At 64.2% G+C, this 17775-nt stretch carries 22 protein-coding genes; 5 read left to right on the top strand and 17 right to left on the bottom strand.

From position 1 onward, the window contains the following. Positions 1-292: 292 nt before the first annotated feature. Positions 293-940, bottom strand: a complete 648-nt coding sequence (locus Q2941_RS41745; RefSeq protein WP_027521782.1) for a DUF2865 domain-containing protein — start codon at positions 938-940, stop codon at positions 293-295. 1 nt (position 941) lies between these two features. Further along, positions 942-1745: a L,D-transpeptidase gene (locus tag Q2941_RS41740; RefSeq protein ID WP_027521781.1), complete on the bottom strand. Its 804-nt coding sequence runs from the start codon at positions 1743-1745 to the stop codon at positions 942-944. 212 nt (positions 1746-1957) lie between these two features. On the opposite strand from Q2941_RS41740, the gene Q2941_RS41735 reads away from it, so the two are divergent. The 3 genes from Q2941_RS41735 (at position 1958) to Q2941_RS41725 (ending at position 4047) form a co-directional block, all read left to right on the top strand. Continuing rightward, positions 1958-3070 (top strand): AI-2E family transporter, encoded by a 1113-nt coding sequence (locus Q2941_RS41735; RefSeq protein ID WP_027521780.1) that lies wholly within the window; start codon positions 1958-1960, stop codon positions 3068-3070. Between the two features lie 78 nt (positions 3071-3148). Further along, on the top strand, positions 3149-3520 hold the full coding sequence (locus Q2941_RS41730) for an ElaB/YgaM/YqjD family protein (RefSeq protein ID WP_027521779.1): 372 nt from the start codon (positions 3149-3151) through the stop codon (positions 3518-3520). Positions 3521-3588: 68 nt separating this feature from the next. Then, positions 3589-4047, top strand: coding sequence for a hypothetical protein (locus Q2941_RS41725; RefSeq protein WP_458196158.1), 459 nt, complete (start codon positions 3589-3591; stop codon positions 4045-4047). A gap of 23 nt (positions 4048-4070) precedes the next feature. Here the strand turns inward: Q2941_RS41725 and Q2941_RS41720 are convergent, their stop codons facing one another. The 3 genes from Q2941_RS41720 to Q2941_RS41710 form a co-directional block, all read right to left on the bottom strand. Continuing rightward, positions 4071-4469: a hypothetical protein gene (locus Q2941_RS41720; RefSeq protein WP_027521777.1), complete on the bottom strand. Its 399-nt coding sequence runs from the start codon at positions 4467-4469 to the stop codon at positions 4071-4073. A 746-nt stretch (positions 4470-5215) separates the two neighbouring features. Further along, complete coding sequence (locus tag Q2941_RS41715; RefSeq protein WP_458196157.1) at positions 5216-5830, bottom strand: nuclear transport factor 2 family protein; 615 nt, start codon at positions 5828-5830, stop codon at positions 5216-5218. 176 nt (positions 5831-6006) lie between these two features. After that, on the bottom strand, positions 6007-6813 hold the full coding sequence (locus tag Q2941_RS41710) for a response regulator (RefSeq protein ID WP_027521712.1): 807 nt from the start codon (positions 6811-6813) through the stop codon (positions 6007-6009). A 208-nt stretch (positions 6814-7021) separates the two neighbouring features. Between Q2941_RS41710 and Q2941_RS41705 the strand changes: the two genes are divergently transcribed. Then, complete coding sequence (locus tag Q2941_RS41705; protein WP_027521711.1) at positions 7022-7252, top strand: NepR family anti-sigma factor; 231 nt, start codon at positions 7022-7024, stop codon at positions 7250-7252. Next, the gene (locus Q2941_RS41700) at positions 7252-7800 is read left to right on the top strand and encodes a sigma-70 family RNA polymerase sigma factor (protein WP_027521710.1); all 549 of its coding nucleotides are present in this window, start codon (positions 7252-7254) and stop codon (positions 7798-7800) included. The genes Q2941_RS41705 and Q2941_RS41700 overlap by 1 nt, the downstream gene beginning before the upstream one ends. A 253-nt stretch (positions 7801-8053) precedes the next feature. Here Q2941_RS41700 and Q2941_RS41695 read toward each other — a convergent pair whose 3' ends face one another. The 12 genes from Q2941_RS41695 to Q2941_RS41640 all read right to left on the bottom strand — a co-directional run. Continuing rightward, positions 8054-9712 (bottom strand): CHASE domain-containing protein, encoded by a 1659-nt coding sequence (locus Q2941_RS41695; protein ID WP_458196156.1) that lies wholly within the window; start codon positions 9710-9712, stop codon positions 8054-8056. 339 nt (positions 9713-10051) lie between these two features. Beyond that, on the bottom strand, positions 10052-10675 hold the full coding sequence (gene ureG / locus Q2941_RS41690) for an urease accessory protein UreG (RefSeq protein WP_254109127.1): 624 nt from the start codon (positions 10673-10675) through the stop codon (positions 10052-10054). 159 nt (positions 10676-10834) lie between these two features. Further along, positions 10835-11563, bottom strand: a complete 729-nt coding sequence (locus tag Q2941_RS41685; protein WP_371933125.1) for an urease accessory protein UreF — start codon at positions 11561-11563, stop codon at positions 10835-10837. Continuing rightward, positions 11544-12221: an urease accessory protein UreE gene (gene ureE, locus Q2941_RS41680; RefSeq protein ID WP_084801331.1), complete on the bottom strand. Its 678-nt coding sequence runs from the start codon at positions 12219-12221 to the stop codon at positions 11544-11546. The genes Q2941_RS41685 and ureE overlap by 20 nt, the downstream gene beginning before the upstream one ends. A gap of 13 nt (positions 12222-12234) precedes the next feature. After that, positions 12235-12534, bottom strand: coding sequence for a putative quinol monooxygenase (locus Q2941_RS41675; protein WP_027521705.1), 300 nt, complete (start codon positions 12532-12534; stop codon positions 12235-12237). A 130-nt stretch (positions 12535-12664) separates the two neighbouring features. Then, on the bottom strand, positions 12665-14380 hold the full coding sequence (gene ureC / locus Q2941_RS41670; RefSeq protein ID WP_458196155.1) for an urease subunit alpha: 1716 nt from the start codon (positions 14378-14380) through the stop codon (positions 12665-12667). Positions 14381-14414: 34 nt separating this feature from the next. Next, on the bottom strand, positions 14415-14954 hold the full coding sequence (locus Q2941_RS41665; protein WP_458196154.1) for an HD domain-containing protein: 540 nt from the start codon (positions 14952-14954) through the stop codon (positions 14415-14417). A 3-nt stretch (positions 14955-14957) separates the two neighbouring features. Next, positions 14958-15395: an endonuclease domain-containing protein gene (locus Q2941_RS41660; RefSeq protein ID WP_458196153.1), complete on the bottom strand. Its 438-nt coding sequence runs from the start codon at positions 15393-15395 to the stop codon at positions 14958-14960. Positions 15396-15784: 389 nt separating this feature from the next. Next, positions 15785-16090, bottom strand: a complete 306-nt coding sequence (locus Q2941_RS41655) for an urease subunit beta (RefSeq protein ID WP_027521702.1) — start codon at positions 16088-16090, stop codon at positions 15785-15787. A 9-nt stretch (positions 16091-16099) separates the two neighbouring features. Beyond that, complete coding sequence (locus tag Q2941_RS41650) at positions 16100-16402, bottom strand: urease subunit gamma (RefSeq protein WP_027521701.1); 303 nt, start codon at positions 16400-16402, stop codon at positions 16100-16102. 24 nt (positions 16403-16426) lie between these two features. Then, a complete protein-coding gene (locus Q2941_RS41645) occupies positions 16427-17257 on the bottom strand; it encodes an urease accessory protein UreD (RefSeq protein ID WP_027521700.1) in 831 nt (276 codons plus the stop codon). A 35-nt stretch (positions 17258-17292) separates the two neighbouring features. Continuing rightward, a partial coding sequence (locus tag Q2941_RS41640) for an ATP-binding cassette domain-containing protein (RefSeq protein WP_458196151.1) occupies positions 17293-17775 on the bottom strand: 483 nt, incomplete at its 5' end.

The raw sequence follows: 17775 nt of genomic DNA, 5'->3' as shown, positions 1-17775 counted from the left end.
CTCGATGTCGTTCATTGCCGTCATTGCGAGGAGCGAAGCGACGAAGCAATCCGGAATCCCGCCGCGGAGACATTCTGGATTGCTTCGCTTCGCTCGCAATGACGGGATTGGGGCAGGGATGATCCCACAAGCCGGGGCGTGCCAACAAAAATGTCGAAAACAACCCCATGCAAAGTAGCCGGGACCTCTCAAACGACGCCAGGGGCGTTTAACGCGTCGGGCAAATCAGAGGGGAGATCCATCATCGCGCCCTCGCCGGGCACGAGACCAGCCCAGCGCGCCGATATCGGCACTACTCCCGCGCCACCACGGGCAAGTGGCGGAATTTCGCCCGCACGGAATCCGGCAGCGGCGAGAAGTTCATGGTGACGCCACGCCTGTCGCTGGCGTTGCGATTGGCGACCACCAATCCGCCGGGGCTCGCGACGATATCGCCCTTGCGCAAGGTCGGATCGTCCGTGACCTTGACCGCGGCGAGGCCGACGGAATCCTTGCCGTTGCAAGTACAGCCCGCGACGAGCTCGTTGCGGTAGCGGTAGGCATTCGGCAGGTCGGAATAGTCCTGCCCGGTTTCCGTAACCGCCTCGTCGATGTCGCTGCCATAGACCAGCGTAGTTTCGGCTGAGGGGCAGAAGCTGTTGCAGCTCTGCGCCTTGCTCTCGCTGTCGTTGCCTTGCGCCGGAAAGTGGCGTCCATCGCAGGTGCGCACGCACCAGGCCTGCCCGCCGCCATAGGAACGCACCCGCGGCGCCTCGTAGCGCGGCATGTCGTCGGTGGGGAACGGCATCCTGATCTGTGGCGGCGGCCGGGCGCCGAACGCACCAAACAGCGCCGAGAGGAAATCCTCCGCGCGCGCCGACGACGTCAGCGCCAGGCTGAGCGAAGCGAACAGCAACACCGCCGCGCCGCCGGCCACTTTGACTGTCGAACGCCCGATCATGTTACCTCGGCGCCGAACTGTTCAGGGAGACAGGCGAAAGATTGAGCGCCTGGCGTCCCGAGGCCAGTGTCGCCGCGGCCGGGCGCGCCGCTTTGCGCGACTGATCGCCGCCACGCGCCAGCAGCGGCGCGTTCTTCGGGAGCACCACGACCCTGGTGCCGATATTGACCCGGTTGAAGAGATCGACGACGTCCTCGTTGGTCATGCGGATGCAGCCCGAGGAGACGAACTTCCCGATCGTGGTGGGGTCATTGGTGCCGTGGATGCGATACTCGCTCGCGCCCAGATACATCGCACGCGCGCCGAGCGGATTGCCGAGGCCGCCAGCGACGAAGCGCGGCAGATAGGGCTGGCGCGCGATCATCTCCGCCGGCGGATGCCAATCCGGCCATTCCGCCTTGCGGCTGATCGCCTGCACGCCGGACCAGGTGAAGCCGTCGCGCCCGACACCGACACCGTAGCGGATGGCGCGGCCCTGGCCGAGCACGTAGTAGAGCACGGTATTGCCGGTATCGATCACGATCGTCCCGGCCGGCTGGCTGCCGTCGAAGCTGACGATCTGCCGGCGCAGCCGCTCGGGCAGGACGGAATCGTCCGAGGCGACCGGATCATCCGAGGCCTGCGGCTGCCCGGTTACATAGCCTCGCGCATAACCCTGCGGAAAAGCCTGCGGCTGCATTGGCATAAAGCCGAGCGTCTGCGCGCTCGCGGTATCGAGTGGCATCGACAGCAATGCTGACGCAAAGGCAAACGCGGTGAAGGCGCGCGGCGAAGGCCGGCGGTGGGATGCAGATAACTGTGTCATGTGCTGCCCCGTTTGAATCCAAGTGCATCAGGGTGATGCGCTGGCCGAACAAACGCGCTTGCGACGACTCAAGTTCCGCGCGCTCGCGCAGCCGGCCGGTCACAGTCAAGCGAAGGCAACTTCACGAGTCCGCGACGGAACCTTCCAGTCAGAGGCACGTTCTTCAGCAGTCTTGCGCGCGCGGAGCGTGAGCTTCGTGCGGGAGAATGGCTGTGCACGTCCTTCCCGGTGAACGTCTGCTTTCCAACGACAGCGAAGGCGCACCGCTTCCCGACAGCAAAAGCGACCTGCCGCCGGTGATCCGGCGCACCGAGTTCGTTGCCTTCTCGCTCGCTTGTATGCTTCTGATCGCGGTCGTGGCCGTGCTCTATGTCGGCAAGCCGTTCTTCCTTCCCGTCGTGATGGCCTTCGTCACCGGCACCATGCTGTCGCCGGCGGCAACGTCACTGGAACGGCAACGGGTGCCACGTGCGCTGGCCGCTGTGCTGATCGTGGTCACGGTCACCGCGATGGTCACCTTCGTCGTCGCCCTGATCGCTTCGCCGGTCATGGAATGGAGCACCCGCCTGCCGGAGCTCGGCGCACGGCTCAAGGACAAGCTGCATTTGTTCGACCGGCCGCTGGCACTGTGGCAGGAGCTGCAAGCAATGGTCGGCGGTTCGGAAGGCCTGCCGAGCTTCCAGATGCCGAAATTCGAATGGGTGCAGCCGACCCTGGAATTCCTGTCGCCGACCTTCACCGAATTCCTGCTGTTCTTCGCGACCCTGATCCTGTTCATCGCAAGCTGGCGCGACCTGAGGCGCGCGCTGATCATGACCTTCAGCGATCGCGACGCGCGGCTGCGCACCTTACGGATCCTCAACGAGATCGAGGTCCATCTCGGCAACTATCTCGTGACGGTGACGGTCATCAATATCGGCGTCGGCATCGCCACCGGGATCGTCTGTGCGCTGACCGGCATGCCCAATCCGGCCGGGCTCGGCGCGCTGGCGGCGGCGCTGAACTTCATCCCGATCATCGGACCGATCGCGATGTTCGTCGTGCTGGTCGTGGTCGGCCTGATCGCCTTTCCGACCCTCGGCAGCGGATTGATGGCAGCGGTCGCTTTCGGCGGCCTCACCTTCCTGGAGGGACATTTCGTCACGCCCACCATCATCGGCCGGCGGCTGGCACTGAATGCACTGGCGGTATTCCTCGCGCTCGCCTTCTGGACCTGGCTGTGGGGGCCGATGGGGGCCTTCTTGTCATCGCCGCTTCTGATCGTCGCGCTCATTCTGAAAGAGCATCTCCTTCCTCCCGATGCGCCGCAACTACCAGGCGACTGAGTGGTTTCCACAAGGGGAACTTCCGTCACGGCGGAACGTTTTTCCGGCTAGCTCACCGCCAACGATCCGGAGCTTTCGATGTCAATGACCAATGCCGAAACAGGAATGAAAGACTGGACCGACAAGGCCACCCGCGAACGCCTCGAAAAGGATGTCCTAGCCGTGAAAAACGATATCGCCGCCCTCACCGAACAGATCACTGACGCCCTCAATACCTTTGCCAACTCCGCGGGCAAGCAAGCCCGGCGCGGCTACAAGCAGGCGCGCCAGCAGATGGATTCGGCCATGGATGATGCCTCCGAGCGCGGCAGCGCGATGATGGATGCGGCACAGGACGCAGCGACCTCGCTGGAGGAAACGCTCGAGGATGCGATCACGCAGCGCCCGCTCGCGACCGTGGGTATTGCGCTCGGTATCGGCTTCCTGATCGGCATTGCCTGGCGCCGCTAAAAGCCGAGACCACGAAGAGGACCGAACTTCATCGCCGTGCTGGCGGGAGGGATTGAGGAGCGAGGGCGATGTTTCAGCGGATAATCGATGGCATCAGTGCCTCGACGGGTAGGACCCTGCGGCTGACCTCGCTTGCGGCAGCCGCAGCGCTTGCGCTCTTCATCACCACGGCATTTCTCTGCGCCGCAGTCTTCATCCTTGTGCTGCAAAACTATGGTCCGGTGCAGGCATGCCTCGCCGGGGCCGGCGTGTTCTTCCTGCTCACGCTGGCCGCCGCCGGCAGCTACATCGCCTACAAGCGAGAGACCGAGAAGCGCGCGCGACAGGCAGCGGAAAAAGCCGCGCGATCCGCAGCCCAAAGCATGCTGTCCGATCCGATGCTGATCGCAACGGGCTTGCAGATCGTCCGCGCCATCGGCGTCAAGCGGCTGCTTCCCATCCTTGCGATCGGCGGCGTGGCGCTCGGCATCATGGCAAGCCGGGCCGGGACACCCGAAGAGGAGGCCTCGCCCGAGCCGGCCGAATAATTATCGGGCAAAATTCGAACTGATCAGGTCACGCAACGGCCGGGCTGGAGCAGCTTTGCGATTTCGGTCAGCGAGCTGACGACGGGCTCGCAGGCGACCGTGGGCTTGCGCCCCTGCTTTTGCAGCAAGACGGGCGGCTTGGCATGGCTGGCATTGCCGGTCTCGATCGTCGCGGGAACACGCAGCAGCACTGACGTATCGGCGAGATCGTTGAGACGCATCGACACGGTGCGGGTCGCAACGGCCGCGGGCCTCGGATTGGCGATGCGGTCGGCCTTGCCGGCGCGATTGACGATGTGGCCCGGCTCGTCGGCGACGGCCTGCCAGCGCTGCACGAGATCGTGGCCCGACGCCAGCTGCACGGCACCAACCGTCAACGAGATGGCGACCGCGCCTAAAAACGCTTTGCTGATCTGTGACATGGTTGTTCGTCCCTCGCCCCATGGCGATCACTGGAACAACGCTGCCGGATTGTCAGGGGTTCTCAGGCGTCACGATCACTTAACCGTGTGCGAAAAAGAGACAGGCAAGAGAAATACTGGGATCAAAAATAATTTGCGGCGCCCTGGAACGACTCTTGTGCGCCGGAGTCATCATGGCAGCCGGTTATTCCCCCCTGCCCCATAAACCGGCGACGTAGGGCGCGACTGTGGTGATGCCAGTCGCGCCTTACTTTTTTCTGCGGAAAACCTGGATAGTCAGCTCGTCTCGATCGGGCGATTTGATCGCGTGGCTCGATCAGGTGACTTGATCAGGTGACTTGATCAGGTGACTTGATCAGGTGACTTGCCGGGCAACGTCGCCGACGTCGAATGGACGGTCATTTCCAAGCGACGTGGCAGTGAGGACCGTGGCTGTGAAGCAGGGCGGCCAAGCCTGAGAACGCACACACTCGCATGCAATCATCCGGCTAGCGCTGGGAAGCCAAGACGGCCGCCCCGCTATTCCTGCCAAGGTCAGGGAGAAGCAGGTTCTCTTCGGGTGGCGCTGGTGAATCCGCCGGCCATTGCGGGTAGACAAGCGCACTCCCTGTAGTTGCGCTTGTATTTACATACACGTCAAGACATTAACGCGCGTTGAAGCGGACCATTCAAATCGCGCGCGACACAACCAATGATGCGCGGCAAGTTGCCGCATACGCGAAACAGGCGAGTCACCGGCTCGCTGATCAGGCTGCGCCGGGCCGCGCTGTACCTGCCAGCCACTCGCGCCCTTCCGAATAAAGCTTCTCGACCTCGGCGCCGGTCAGGCCGGGCATGTCGCGCTTGACCTTGTAGCCGATCAACTCCTGCATGTAGCCGAGGTGGCAGTAGCCTTCGGGAAGCGCAGCCAAACGCGCCGCGTCGAGCCGGAGGACCGCGGCGGGATCGACCGGATCGAGCCGGTCCTTTTCATAGATCGGCTGGCGGCGAACGATGCCCCATTTGCCCTGCCGCTTCTCCAGGAAGTCGTAGAAGCGCCCGGTGCAGACCACGTCGCAGACGACATCGTGGACCGGCGCCCGCTGCGAGATCGTCATCTTGGTCTGCGCGATGGCGCGCTCGCCGGCGAGATCGATGCTGGTGCCACCGAGGAAGTGCAGGATGCGCACGCCCTTGGCAAAGCCTTCGCGGCTCACCCGGATGAAGTCCGCAGCCGGCCCCTGAAACCAGGTCGCCGACATCCACCCCTCCGCGTGCCAGACGGTCGCAAAGCGCTCCCAGTCGCCGGCGTCGCGCCAGACCACCCAGTTCTCGAGAAGGTCGCGGATGGCGAGACGATCGAGCAGCGACTGATCGAGCATGGGCTAATTCTCCGGACAGACGCGGCCGCCTCGCGACCGTTTCCATCACCTATGGAGGACGAATTCCGCGGGCCGTCAAGCGCGCCGGCCGAACAACAAAAATCCGGCGCACCCCTTGTCGGCGCGCCGGATCGGTTCGTCATTACTTTCTATGTCTTACGCCGCGGGCGCCTTCGTCAGGCCGCCGGCGCTTTGGGCGTGCGGTTGCGCGAGTTGCGCTGGAAGAACAGCGCCTGGCTCGCCACCGCCGAGACCATCGCGGGCTGGAACGGCTTTGAGATCAGGAACGCCGGCTCCGGCCGCTCGCCGGTGAGGAAGCGCTCCGGGTAAGCGGTGATGAACACCACCGGCACCTCGAAGCTGCGCAAGAGCTCGTTGACCGCATCGAGGCCCGAGGAGCCGTCGGCAAGCTGGATGTCGGCGAGGATCAGGCCGGGCCGCTTGTTCTTGGCGAGCGCGACCGCATCCGCATGGGTGCGGGCGACGCCGACAACGTTGTGACCGAGATTCTTCACGAGGCTCTCGAGGTCCATGGCGATGAAGGTCTCGTCCTCGATGATCAGCACATCGGTCGCAATCTCGGCCGCCATCTCGCGGCCTGCAGCGTCCGCGAGCCTGCGCGTCTCGCCGACGTCGGTGCCGAGGATGAAGGCGACTTCCTCCTCCGAAAATCCCTCGAGCGACAGCAGCAGGAAAGCCTGGCGCGGCAGCGGCGTGATGTTCGACAGCCGCCGCTCCGGCGGCATCGGCAGCGTCGTCACCTCGGCATCATCGTTGAGCGAGACCGAATTCCAGATCTGGGTGAACAGCCGAAACAGGCCGGCGCGCGCTCCGTGGCTCTCGTCGAGCACCGCCGGATCCCCGAGCATGGCTTCCAACATGGCTGCGACATAGGCGTCGCCGGACGGCTGGCTGCCCGTCAGGGCACGCGCGTACCGGCGCAACAACGGCAAGTGTTCAGCAACAAGCTGTGAACGGGACATCCCCACTCCATTCGTCTTCGGGCCAGATATCGGCCAGGGGCGGCCCTGGTTCCCCTGCTGGCGTGACTACGCTTCAACCACAGAAAAGTTCCGGAACGGCTGGAACTTTTTGTGCAACTTCGCATTAGGCCTAACTAGGGAACGGCTCCCGGTTGAGAAAATTTCTCGATTTGACAGTGACTTAACTCGGGGAAACGTGGAACAGGTCATGAAAGATCTCAAATCTCAAGCCAGCAGAAACACGACCCCCGGCAAGGGAGGGCTGACACCGGAGATCCAATCCCGGATCGGCCATCAATTGCGCGCCATGTACGACGACGTCGTGCGGCAGGGGGTCCCCGAGCGGTTCGCCGAGCTGATCAAGAAGCTTGATGCGCCGGGAGGGACACCCCAAGATCAAACCAATGGGGGAACCAACGACAACAATGGGAGGGACTAATGCCTCTCACGGAATCCCTGCGCGACGACATCCTGGCGGCAGTCCCGAGCCTGCGCGCGTTCGCCATCTCACTGAGCGGCAATGCCGACCGTGCCGACGATCTGGTCCAGGAGACGTTGTTGCGCGCACTCGCCAACATCGACTCGTTCCAGCCCGGCTCGAACCTGCCGGCCTGGCTGTTCACCATCCTGCGCAACCTGTTCCGCTCCGACTATCGCAAGCGGCGGCGGGAGGTGGAGGATGCTGAAGGCAACTATGCCAAGACGCTGAAGACCCAGCCGTCGCAGAATGCGCATCTCGAGTTCGAAGAGTTTCGCGCAGCGCTCGACAAGCTGCCACAGGACCAGCGTGAAGCGCTGATCCTCGTCGGTGCGTCCGGCTTCTCCTATGAGGACGCGGCGTCGATCTGCGGCTGCGCGGTGGGCACGATCAAGAGCCGCGTCAACCGCGCGCGCTCGAAGCTCGCAGCACTGCTGTATGTCGACGGCGCCGAAGATTTCGGCCCCGACGAGACCGTGCGCGCCGTGATCGGCGGCAGCGGCGGCTGACGGACAGCTTCGGTCGGAATGATGAACGAGGGGAAGGCGGCCATTTCAATGGCCGCCTTCGCATGCGTGATTTAATGCGCGTGTGCTCTCCCTTCTCCCCTTGTGGGAGAAGGTGACGCGAAGCGCCGGATGAGGGGTTCTATCCGCAAGTTCACACGACAGTTTGACTCGCAGAGAGAACCCCTCATCCGTCGCGCTTACGCGCGCCACCTTCTCCCACAAGGGGAGAAGGTAAGCGAAGATCGCGTCGGCTTCAGCGCGCGGGCCTTACCGGCGCCGAGAATTTTTCCGTGCGGTCGCGCTCGGTCATGTCGACGACGGTCTCCATCGGTGCGGTCAGCTCGTAGACGTAGGACGCATCGGTGAAGTAGCGCTTGGCGGTGCCGCCGAGCGCTTCGGGCGCGACGCGGTCGAGCAGGATGAGGCCGAAATCGGAATCGGCGCGCCGCGTCGCCTCGCTGGTGTTGAACTCCTCCCAGCGGAAATGGAAGACCGTGTCGGGCTCCTCGCCCGTCACCGTCCAGTTCGCGGTGATGTGCGGATGCTTGCCGACCAGCGACAGGCCCTCGTCGGAATGCGAGGCGAGCTCGAAGAACAGCAGCGACAGGCTCTGCGCGGCGCGCGCGCTGACCGCGATGTCGGGCCCGCTGATGGCGATGCGGTCAGCATGCGGAATGGCGCGCGCCTCGAACAGACCCTTCAGCTTCACGCCCTGCCACTGGCTTTCGCTGAGCAGCGAAACGACGTTGGACATCGCGTGGATACGCCCGATCAACAATTCACGCGCGACGTCGATGTCGGAGCCGTGACGCAGCGTTCGCGTCACGATCGACTGGATCACCGCCAAAATGTTCTTCACGCGATGATTCAGCTCGTCGATGACCGCCGTCAGCCGGCGCTCGAATCCGATCCGCACCTGGATTTCGCGGCTGAGCCTCAAGTTGTTGTAGGCGACATAGCCGAACAGGCCGCACACCATCGCCGTGATGGCGAAGCCGATCGCCGCGACGATGACAGCGGTCTGCTCGGCGCGCCGCGCCGAGTTGGTCTTGGCGAAGTAGCTGAGCTGCCAGTCGCGGCCGCCGAAGCTGACCGTGCGCGTCGAGGAGGGCTGTGGACCATCCTGCGAGATGGTCCGCGCGCTGACGACGCCCTGATCGTTGGCGATCAGCTCGCCGCCGGTCGCGCGCGGATCGCGCAATGCGACCGAGAACAGCGACATGTCGTCATTGGTCAGCATCAGCGAGGCGAGCTCGTAGGAAAACGTGATGAACCCGGCAGGCTCCGTCTCGCCTTCCGGAATGACCGGCGCGGCCACGATGATGCCGATGGGTCCGTTCGGACGGAGCAGCGGCACCGGATCGGAGGCGACCGACTTCCTCTCGGCCATGGCGCGCGCCAGCATCGCGCCGCGCACGCCGTCCTGATCGAAGCTGCGACCGGGCAGCACCTTGGTCTCCTCGCTGCGCGGCTCGAGATCCATCAGCACGTTGATCGGCTGGGTGATCTTCGTGGTGTCGAGCGGCGTGTCGTCGTAGTTGCGGATGTGCGGATTGGGAAAGCCGGCAGAGCTGAGCGCCGCCTGCGCCGCGCTCAGCTCCGTCGGCTTGAGACGGGCGATCCAGGAGGCGACCACGAAGTCGGTCTTGAAGGCATAAATGGCCGAGCGCAGCGGCTCCAGCATGTTCGGCTTGATCACGGCGGGCGTGCGGAACAGACCGGAGGCGACGCGCGCCAGAAGCTCGCGCTCGGTCAGGCGGTCCTGCACCAGGCTCGCATGAACGTCGATCGCGCGAGCCAGCGCGATGCGATCGATCGCCAGCTCCTGATCGTGGACGCGATAGGCCGCGAGCCCGGAGAGCAGTATCCCGAGCAGCGCGATAAAACCGATGATAAATCCCAGCCGAACCACTCGTTTACTCAGAAGGTGAGAGGCTGGCGAATAACACGGAGCATCTGAACGCCGCTCGAACGGCCAGTTGCCGAAAGAGAGTGAAACCCCACGGAAGGCGATAATGAAGGAGGAGCCATCGTGACGCAACTTGGGTTGACCGGAATGCTTAATCCGCCAGCCGAGGCATCAGCGCTCCGGGCACCCGAAGTAAGTTAATCATCGTGGCGAACATTGGTTCCGCAGGGACATATTTTGCCGCAGATATTAACGGGCAGACACTAACAGTCGTGTCAGACTTGGCTAATGTCGCCAGGCACCGGACCTGCCCTTCGACCCGTCCTCGTCAGCCCGCCCCTTTCAACCCGCCCTTTTTAACCCGCCTTTGGCCTCGATGAAGCCGATGATGCGGTCGAGTCCCTCGCTCTTCTTCAGGTTGGTCATGACGAAGGGGCGCTCGCCCCGCATCCGCTTCGCATCAAGCTGCATCTTCTCCAGCGAGGCGCCGACATGCGGTGCGAGGTCGATCTTGTTGATAACCAGGAGGTCGGAGCGTGTGATGCCCGGTCCGCCCTTCGACGGGATCTTGTCGCCCGCCGCGACGTCGATGACATAGATGGTGATGTCGGCGAGCTCCGGGGAAAAAGTGGCAGCGAGATTGTCGCCGCCGGACTCGATCAGCACCAGATCGAGTCCGGGAAACTTTGCGCGCATGTCCGCAACCGCCGCCAGATTCATCGAGGCATCCTCGCGGATCGCGGTATGCGGGCAGCCGCCGGTCTCGACGCCGGCGATGCGGTCCGGCGTCAGCGAGCCCGAGCGCACCAGGTATTCCGCGTCCCACTTGGTGTAGATGTCGTTGGTGATCGCCGCGATGTCATAGCGCTCGCGCATGGACTTGCAGAGCAGATCCATCAGCGCCGTCTTGCCCGATCCGACGGGACCGCCGACACCGACACGCAGGGGGCCGTGAGACGTAGCCATTGAGTCTTTCCTATTGTCGTCCTGGCGAAAGCCAGGACCCATTACCACCGAACTCTGTTGCCGCGGCAAACTGGGGCCACAGCCGCGCATAACCACGAGCATTTGTGGTTATGGGTCCTGGCTTTCGCCAGGACGACGGCGGAGTGCGCTGCCCCGCCCTCACGATCTAAACAGCCGCGTATATTGTGTCTCGTGCCGCAGACTTGCGAGATCGGCGCGGAACGTCGCGCTGCCGAGATCGTCAAGGGTCGCGCTCAACGCGCGGGCGGCGGTTGCGGCCACGGCGCCCTCCAGGGCGGCGAGCACACGCTGGCTGTCGGTCTGGCCGAGCGGGATCAGCCGGCTCGCCGCCGAAATCCAGTTCGAGACCAGCGCGTGCAGGAAGGCATGCAGCGTCGGCTCCAGCCGGACGCCATGGGCGCTAGCGACCACGCCGACCGCGACGGGATAGACCAGCGGCCCCGCGCAGGCCGCGACCATCGCATCCAGCCCGTCCGCATTCCAGGCCGCGCGCGCGATGTCGATGAAGGCGCGGCCCTGCGACGTGGTCTCGAGCTGTCGCTCGCGCGAGGGCACGAAGGCGGCCGCAAGCTCCGCGGTGTCACGCAAGCGAGCCTCATCGCCCGCCTCCGCCGCGCGAAACGCCTGCACCAGGAAAATCGCATCGCAAAAGCCCGCGCCGTCGCCGAGCATCGCGTCGAGCCAGTTCGCGAGCGTCGCCGTGTCGATGATGTCGCCCGCCTCCACCGCCCATTCGATGCCGCTGGAGTAGGAGAAACCGCCGACGGGAAACGCTGGCGACAACCACGTCATCAGCCGGTAGAGCGCCGCCGCCTCGCGTTCCGTCAGGCGGCCGGCACCAGCCGGCTCATTTGTGGTCATGAGCATGGCCGTGGCCGTGGTGATGGTCGGGATGGTCGCAATGCTCGTCGTGGTGATGATGGTGACCGTGGTCATGGTGGTCATGCGCAGCATGATCATGGTGGTCATGGTCATGACCGTGATGATCATGGTGATGGTGGCCATGATCATGGCGGTGATGCCCGTGATCATGATGCGCATGGTCATCATGCGCATGGTCATGATGCGCATGATCGTCAGCATGCGCATGAGCGGCATCAGCATAGGCACCACCTTCGGGATCGAAGGGAGCCTCGATCTCGATCACCCGCGCACCCAGCCCCTTCACCATGGCCTCGATCACATGATCCTTTCGGATACGCAGGCTCTTGGCCATGATCTGCGTCGGCAGGTGCCGGTTGCCGAGATGCCAGGCGACGCGGACGAGATGGAGCGGATCGCGGCCGCGGATCTCGAGCAGCGGCTCGGGAGCCGCGACCACCTCGACCAGCCGGCCGTCCTCCAACACCAGCGCATCGCCGCCGCGCAGCGCGACCGCGTTTTCAAGGTCGAGCAGGAATTCGAGCCCGCGCGTGCCGGTCATCGCCATGCGGCGGCGATGCCGATCGTCGAAGTCGAGCACGACCGTATCCGCCGCTGCTTCCGTGAAGCGGTGCTGTCCCCTGACCTGCGTCGCCCGGATCATGCGCTCTATCCTGTTACCTGGTCTCGACCTTTTCCGGCGTGATCACATCGACCTTCGGCGGCGCCGCAAAACACTTCACCGCAACGCGGCCGAACGTCTTCACGTGCTCCATGGCACGATGCGGTACCAGCGCTTCGGCATTTTCCCACTGCTCGACGAACACCATCTTGGTGTGATCGGTGACGCTCTCGTGCAGATCATAGGCGATATTGCCGGGTTCCTTGCGCGTCTCCTTGATGCAGGCGGTGGCCGCTGCAATGAACTCGGCGCGCGTTTCGGGCTTGATGGTCAAGGTGGCAACGACGTAGATCACGAAAAATCCTCCCGGCTTTTCTTTAAGGCTTCAAGATACCGGGCGCGACATTAGACCAAGCGCGACGAGACGCAAAACCGGAAAATCCGCCTTCGGACAGGCGCCGAGGGCGCAACGTTCGACGGTAATTTCAGTACATGAAATACCGCTGCGCCATCGGCAGCACCTCGGCCGGCGCGCAGGTCAGAAGCTCGCCGTCGGCGCGCACCTCGTAGGTCTCCGGATCGACCTCGATGTCAGGCGTGGCGTCGTTGTGGATCATGCTCTTCTTGGAGATCTTGCCGCGGGTGTTCTGGACCGCATAGAGCTTCTTGTCGATGCCGAGCTTTCGCGCGAGGCCGCCGGTGACCGCGGCCTTCGAGGTGAAGACGACGGAGGATGCCGTGCGCGCCTTGCCGAAGGCGCCGAACATCGGCTGATAATGCACCGGCTGCGGCGTCGGGATCGAGGCATTGGGATCGCCCATGGGAGCGGCGGCGATCGTGCCGCCCTTGACGATGCAGTCCGGCTTGACGCCGAAGAACGCCGGCGACCACAGCACGAGATCGGCGAGCTTGCCCTTTTCGACCGAGCCGATCAGCTTTGACACGCCATGGGCGATCGCGGGGTTGATCGTGTACTTGGCGATGTAGCGCTTGACGCGGAAGTTGTCGTTATCCTTGCCCTTGTCCTGTGGCAGTGACCCGCGCTGCTTCTTCATCTTGTCGGCGGTCTGCCAGGTGCGGATGATGACCTCGCCGAGCCGGCCCATGGCCTGCGAGTCCGAGGACATCATCGAGAGCGCGCCGAGGTCGTGCAGGATGTCTTCAGCCGCGATCGTCTCCTTGCGGATCCGGCTCTCGGCAAACGCGAGGTCTTCCGCGATCGAGGGATCGAGATGGTGGCACACCATCAGCATGTCCAGATGCTCGTCGATGGTGTTGCGCGTGAAGGGACGCGTCGGGTTGGTCGAGGACGGCAGCACGTTCTTCAGGCCCGCGACCTTGATGATGTCAGGCGCGTGACCGCCACCGGCACCTTCGGTGTGGAAGGCGTGGATGGTGCGGCCCTTGAAGGCCTTGATCGTATCTTCGACGAAGCCCGACTCGTTCAGCGTGTCGGAATGCAGCATGACCTGGACGTCGTAGTCGTCGGCAACCGACAGGCAGTTGTCGATCGCCGCCGGCGTCGTGCCCCAATCCTCGTGCAGCTTCAGCGCACAGGCGCCGCCCTTGATCATCTCGACCAGCGCGGCGGGCCGCGAGGCATTACCTTTGCCGGAGATTCCGAGATTGACCGGAAATGCGTCGAACGACTGGATCATCCGCGCGATGTGCCACGGCCCCGGCGTGCAGGTGGTGGCGAACGTGCCGTGCGACGGGCCGGTGCCGCCGCCCAGCATCGAGGTGACGCCCGACATCAGCGCGTGCTCGATCTGCTGCGGGCAAATGAAATGGATGTGGCTGTCGAAGCCGCCGGCCGTGAGGATTTTTCCTTCGCCCGCGATCACGTCGGTGCCGGGGCCGATGATGATGGTAACGCCGGGCTGGATATCCGGGTTACCCGCCTTGCCGATCGCGGAGATCATGCCGTCCTTGATCGCGACGTCGGCCTTGACGATGCCCCAGTGGTCGACGATCAGCGCGTTGGTGATGACCGTGTCGGCGGCGCCCTGCTTGTTGGTCACCTGCGACTGCCCCATGCCGTCGCGGATCACCTTGCCGCCACCGAACTTCACCTCCTCGCCATAGGTGGTGAAATCCTTCTCGACCTCGATGATGAGGTCGGTGTCGGCCAGCCGCACCTTGTCGCCGGTGGTCGGGCCGAACATGTCGGCATAGACGGAACGTTTCATCTTGACGGACATCACAAGCCCCGTTTGCGTTTGAATGTTTGGCCGGTCACAGCGAGGCCCTCGCTGCTTTCACGGCATCATCGAATTTCGTATCGAGCCATGGATTGCCGCCGCGGCAGCCGGCGACCACTCGCTCGGCCCAGCCCGTGTAATCGACGAGATCGTCGCGTTCCTCGGGGTTCGGCTCGGCATGAATGCGCGCGCCGATATTGCTGATCTTGTCGGCGATCTTGATCAGCTTTGCGTCGGCGGATTTTTTGGGCGCATCGATCACCTGGCGGCGCCGCCGCTCGGCCTTCGGCAGGCGCATGTCGTCCGTGCACTCGACGACGAGAGAGGCAACGCGGTCGGAAAATTTCGCAGCCAGCTCCTCGCGCGTGGTGTCGGTATCCTCGATGGTGTCGTGCAGCCAGCCGGCGGCGACGAGCTCGGCATCCGCGCCGTCGGTCGCGGTGGCGAGCAGGTTCGCGACCTCGGCGAGGTGATTGACGTAGGGTTCATTGCCACGTCCCTTGCGCGCCATCCCGTTGTGGCGACGGGCAGCGAGCTCGGCGGCTTCGGAGATGAGGCGAACGGGTGACAGCATGCCTCACACCTCCTCGCCATTGGACGCATCGCTCTCTCCGTTCCCTCCCCCCTTGCGGGGGAGGGGCAGGGAGGGGAGTGCACCTTGCTCCGCAGCCTGCAGAATCGTGAGAGCCACGCCCTCCAGATTTTTCATCACGTCGTCATTGGTGAAGCGCAGCACGCGATAGCCGCGCGAGGCGAACCATTGGTCGCGCGCCTCGTCCTTGCGAAGCCGCTCTTCGAATTCATGGCTCTCGCCGTCGACCTCGACGATGAGCTTGCAGGAATGCGCGACGAAGTCGGCAATGTAATTGCCCATTGGCGCCTGCCGGCGAAAGCCGAGGCGAGCCAGCCGATGCGCTTTGAGATGACGCCACAACAGCGTCTCCGCGCGCGTCATCGCACTCCGCAACTGCCTGGCGCGAGTTCTTTGTAACGGAGAGACCTCGTCGTGTGGCATACCCCCCTCCCCGACCCTCCCCCGCAAGGGGGGAGGGAGCCAGACAGATGTGCTCACCTCACTGGATATTGCGGCATCCCAATGCGAGTCCGGACTCTCGGCTAGCAATCCGTCTTCGATCCATTCAGCTCCGCTCTCTCCGTTCCCTCCCCCCTTGCGGGGGAGGGTTAGGGAGGGGGGTGCACCTTGCTCCGTTGGACGACGTATCGTGAAGACAGCGCTCTGAGTGACGTCGACCGCGCCCCGGTTTGCAAGAGCTCGTCGCACGTCGTCGTGCCGAGCCTGGGGCTTACCCCCCTCCCCGGCCCTCCCCCGCAAGGGGGGAGGGAGCGAGACAGTCGTGCTCACCTCACTATTGATCACGGCCCGCATCTCGTCTTAGCGCGCGCTCACAGCTTCCCCATGACGTCGCCGCGGAAGCCGTAGATGGTTTTCTTGCCGGCGAGGGCGACGAGCTGGATGTCGCGGGTCTGGCCGGGCTCGAAGCGGACGGCAGTGCCGGCGGCGATGTCGAGGCGCATGCCGCGGGCTTTCTTGCGATCGAACTTCAAGGCTGGATTAGTTTCGAAGAAATGGTAGTGCGAGCCAACCTGGATCGGACGGTCGCCAGTGTTGGCCACCGTCAGCGTCACGGTCTTGCGGCCGACATTGAGCTCGATCTCGCCGTCCTGGATGAAGAGTTCGCCGGGGATCATGCTCTGCTCCTACCTGATCGGCTCGTGGACGGTGACGAGCTTGGTGCCGTCCGGGAACGTCGCCTCGACCTGGATGTCGTGGATCATCTCGGGAATGCCCGGCATCACCTGCTCGCGGGTCAGCACTTGCGCGCCGGCCTGCATCAACTCCGCCACGGTGCGGCCGTCTCGCGCGCCTTCCAGAATGAAATCGGAGATGATCGCGACCGCCTCCGGGTGATTGAGCTTGACGCCGCGATCGAGCCTGCGCCGCGCGACGATGGCCGCCATCGAAATCAGAAGCTTGTCCTTTTCGCGGGGAGACAGGTTCATGCGAAATCTCTTCCGTTCACGTCATCAATTCAGCCACAGCCGCGGCAGCGCGGCGCCGGTGCGCGCCAGCACCGCCATCATGTCGGCGCGCAAGCGCGCCGCATCTTGGGCACAGAACCGCGCCATTGCAAAGCCATTCCAAGCGGATATCCCGACCTCGCCGGCGAAAGATTCCGAGGCTTCCCTGATGCGCTCGACCAGGGCCTCATCGCCCGGGACGATCAGTGCGGTGCCGATCGCTGCGCCGCCTTTGGCGACGGCAGGACGCGCCAGCTTGGCGCCGATATCGCCGTCGAGCCTGACGGTCTCGGCGAACACCAGCCGGCCGCCGCGGGAGAGGCGCCAGCGGTCGACGAATTCACCCTGCTCCATGCGCTCACCCATCGCGGTGCGTCCGAACACCACGATCTCGCAGAGCAGGAGCGAGGCCGCATCATCGAGCGCGATGTCGAAGCGGCGATGGACACGGGCGCGATCGAACAGGATCGTCTCCTGAGGCAGCCAGCCGAGATGCGCGCCCGCGGCAACCTTCAGGGCAATATTGAGCTCTGCCGCCGCACCGGGCGCGCGATAGACCTTCTCGGCTGCCGCCGTGGTCAGCGTCAGACGCGAGGCCTGGCCCGCCGCGATTTCGATATCAAAGCGGTCTCCGCCGGCAACCCCGCCGGCGGTGTTGACGAACACGCCGGAGAGCCCCTCACCTTCCGGCGAGGGAAAGCGCACGCGCAAGGAGCCAGACTCGTGCAGCGTCCCGCGCCGCGTCACGCCGTCGCGCGAATGCACGTCGAAGCGCACCGCGCCGCGGGCGCGGTTGGCCTCGAACACCATGGATGTGGCTGATAGCTCGCTGCGCATCCGCCTCCCCAGCCGGTCGCGGCAGAATGAAAGGCTTACAGCGCCATCTGGCGGCTGATTTCGCCCGGGTCAAGGTTGGTGCGATCGCAGGTGTATTTCACCGCGCCGCGATCCATCACTGCAAAACTGTCGCCGAGTTCGCACGCAAAGTCGAGATATTGTTCGACCAGCACGATGGCGATGTTGCCGAGATTGCGCAGGTAGGAGATCGCGCGGCCGATGTCCTTGATGATCGAGGGCTGGATACCCTCGGTCGGCTCGTCGAGCAGCAGCAACTTTGGCCGCATCACCAGCGCGCGGCCGATTGCGAGCTGCTGCTGCTGACCGCCGGAGAGGTCGCCGCCACGCCGGCCGAGCATGGATTGCAGCACCGGAAACAGTGAGAACACGTCATCGGGGATGAAGCGCTCGTCGCGCTTGAGCGGGCCGAAGCCGGTCTTGAGGTTTTCCTCGACGGTCAGCAGCGGAAAGATCTCGCGGCCCTGCGGCACGAAACCGATGCCCTGTCTCTTATACAC

This window comes from Bradyrhizobium sp. UFLA05-153 (genome assembly GCF_054185185.1).
Note: the sequence above shows the minus strand (reverse complement) of the source record. Positions and strands in the feature narration are given on the sequence as shown.

Bases quoted from the DNA above. Each gene is read 5' to 3' on its own strand.
- Q2941_RS41745 (WP_027521782.1), bottom strand. From the start codon at position 940: ATGATCGGGCGTTCGACAGTCAAAGTGGCCGGCGGCGCGGCGGTGTTG.
- Q2941_RS41740 (WP_027521781.1), bottom strand. From the start codon at position 1,745: ATGACACAGTTATCTGCATCCCACCGCCGGCCTTCGCCGCGCGCCTTC.
- Q2941_RS41730 (WP_027521779.1), top strand. From the start codon at position 3,149: ATGTCAATGACCAATGCCGAAACAGGAATGAAAGACTGGACCGACAAG.
- Q2941_RS41725 (WP_458196158.1), top strand. From the start codon at position 3,589: ATGTTTCAGCGGATAATCGATGGCATCAGTGCCTCGACGGGTAGGACC.
- Q2941_RS41720 (WP_027521777.1), bottom strand. From the start codon at position 4,469: ATGTCACAGATCAGCAAAGCGTTTTTAGGCGCGGTCGCCATCTCGTTG.
- Q2941_RS41715 (WP_458196157.1), bottom strand. From the start codon at position 5,830: ATGCTCGATCAGTCGCTGCTCGATCGTCTCGCCATCCGCGACCTTCTC.
- Q2941_RS41710 (WP_027521712.1), bottom strand. From the start codon at position 6,813: ATGTCCCGTTCACAGCTTGTTGCTGAACACTTGCCGTTGTTGCGCCGG.
- Q2941_RS41705 (WP_027521711.1), top strand. From the start codon at position 7,022: ATGAAAGATCTCAAATCTCAAGCCAGCAGAAACACGACCCCCGGCAAG.
- Q2941_RS41700 (WP_027521710.1), top strand. From the start codon at position 7,252: ATGCCTCTCACGGAATCCCTGCGCGACGACATCCTGGCGGCAGTCCCG.
- ureG (WP_254109127.1), bottom strand. From the start codon at position 10,675: ATGGCTACGTCTCACGGCCCCCTGCGTGTCGGTGTCGGCGGTCCCGTC.
- Q2941_RS41685 (WP_371933125.1), bottom strand. From the start codon at position 11,563: ATGCTCATGACCACAAATGAGCCGGCTGGTGCCGGCCGCCTGACGGAA.
- ureE (WP_084801331.1), bottom strand. From the start codon at position 12,221: ATGATCCGGGCGACGCAGGTCAGGGGACAGCACCGCTTCACGGAAGCA.
- ureC (WP_458196155.1), bottom strand. From the start codon at position 14,380: ATGTCCGTCAAGATGAAACGTTCCGTCTATGCCGACATGTTCGGCCCG.
- Q2941_RS41665 (WP_458196154.1), bottom strand. From the start codon at position 14,954: ATGCTGTCACCCGTTCGCCTCATCTCCGAAGCCGCCGAGCTCGCTGCC.
- Q2941_RS41660 (WP_458196153.1), bottom strand. From the start codon at position 15,395: ATGCCACACGACGAGGTCTCTCCGTTACAAAGAACTCGCGCCAGGCAG.
- Q2941_RS41655 (WP_027521702.1), bottom strand. From the start codon at position 16,090: ATGATCCCCGGCGAACTCTTCATCCAGGACGGCGAGATCGAGCTCAAT.
- Q2941_RS41650 (WP_027521701.1), bottom strand. From the start codon at position 16,402: ATGAACCTGTCTCCCCGCGAAAAGGACAAGCTTCTGATTTCGATGGCG.
- Q2941_RS41645 (WP_027521700.1), bottom strand. From the start codon at position 17,257: ATGCGCAGCGAGCTATCAGCCACATCCATGGTGTTCGAGGCCAACCGC.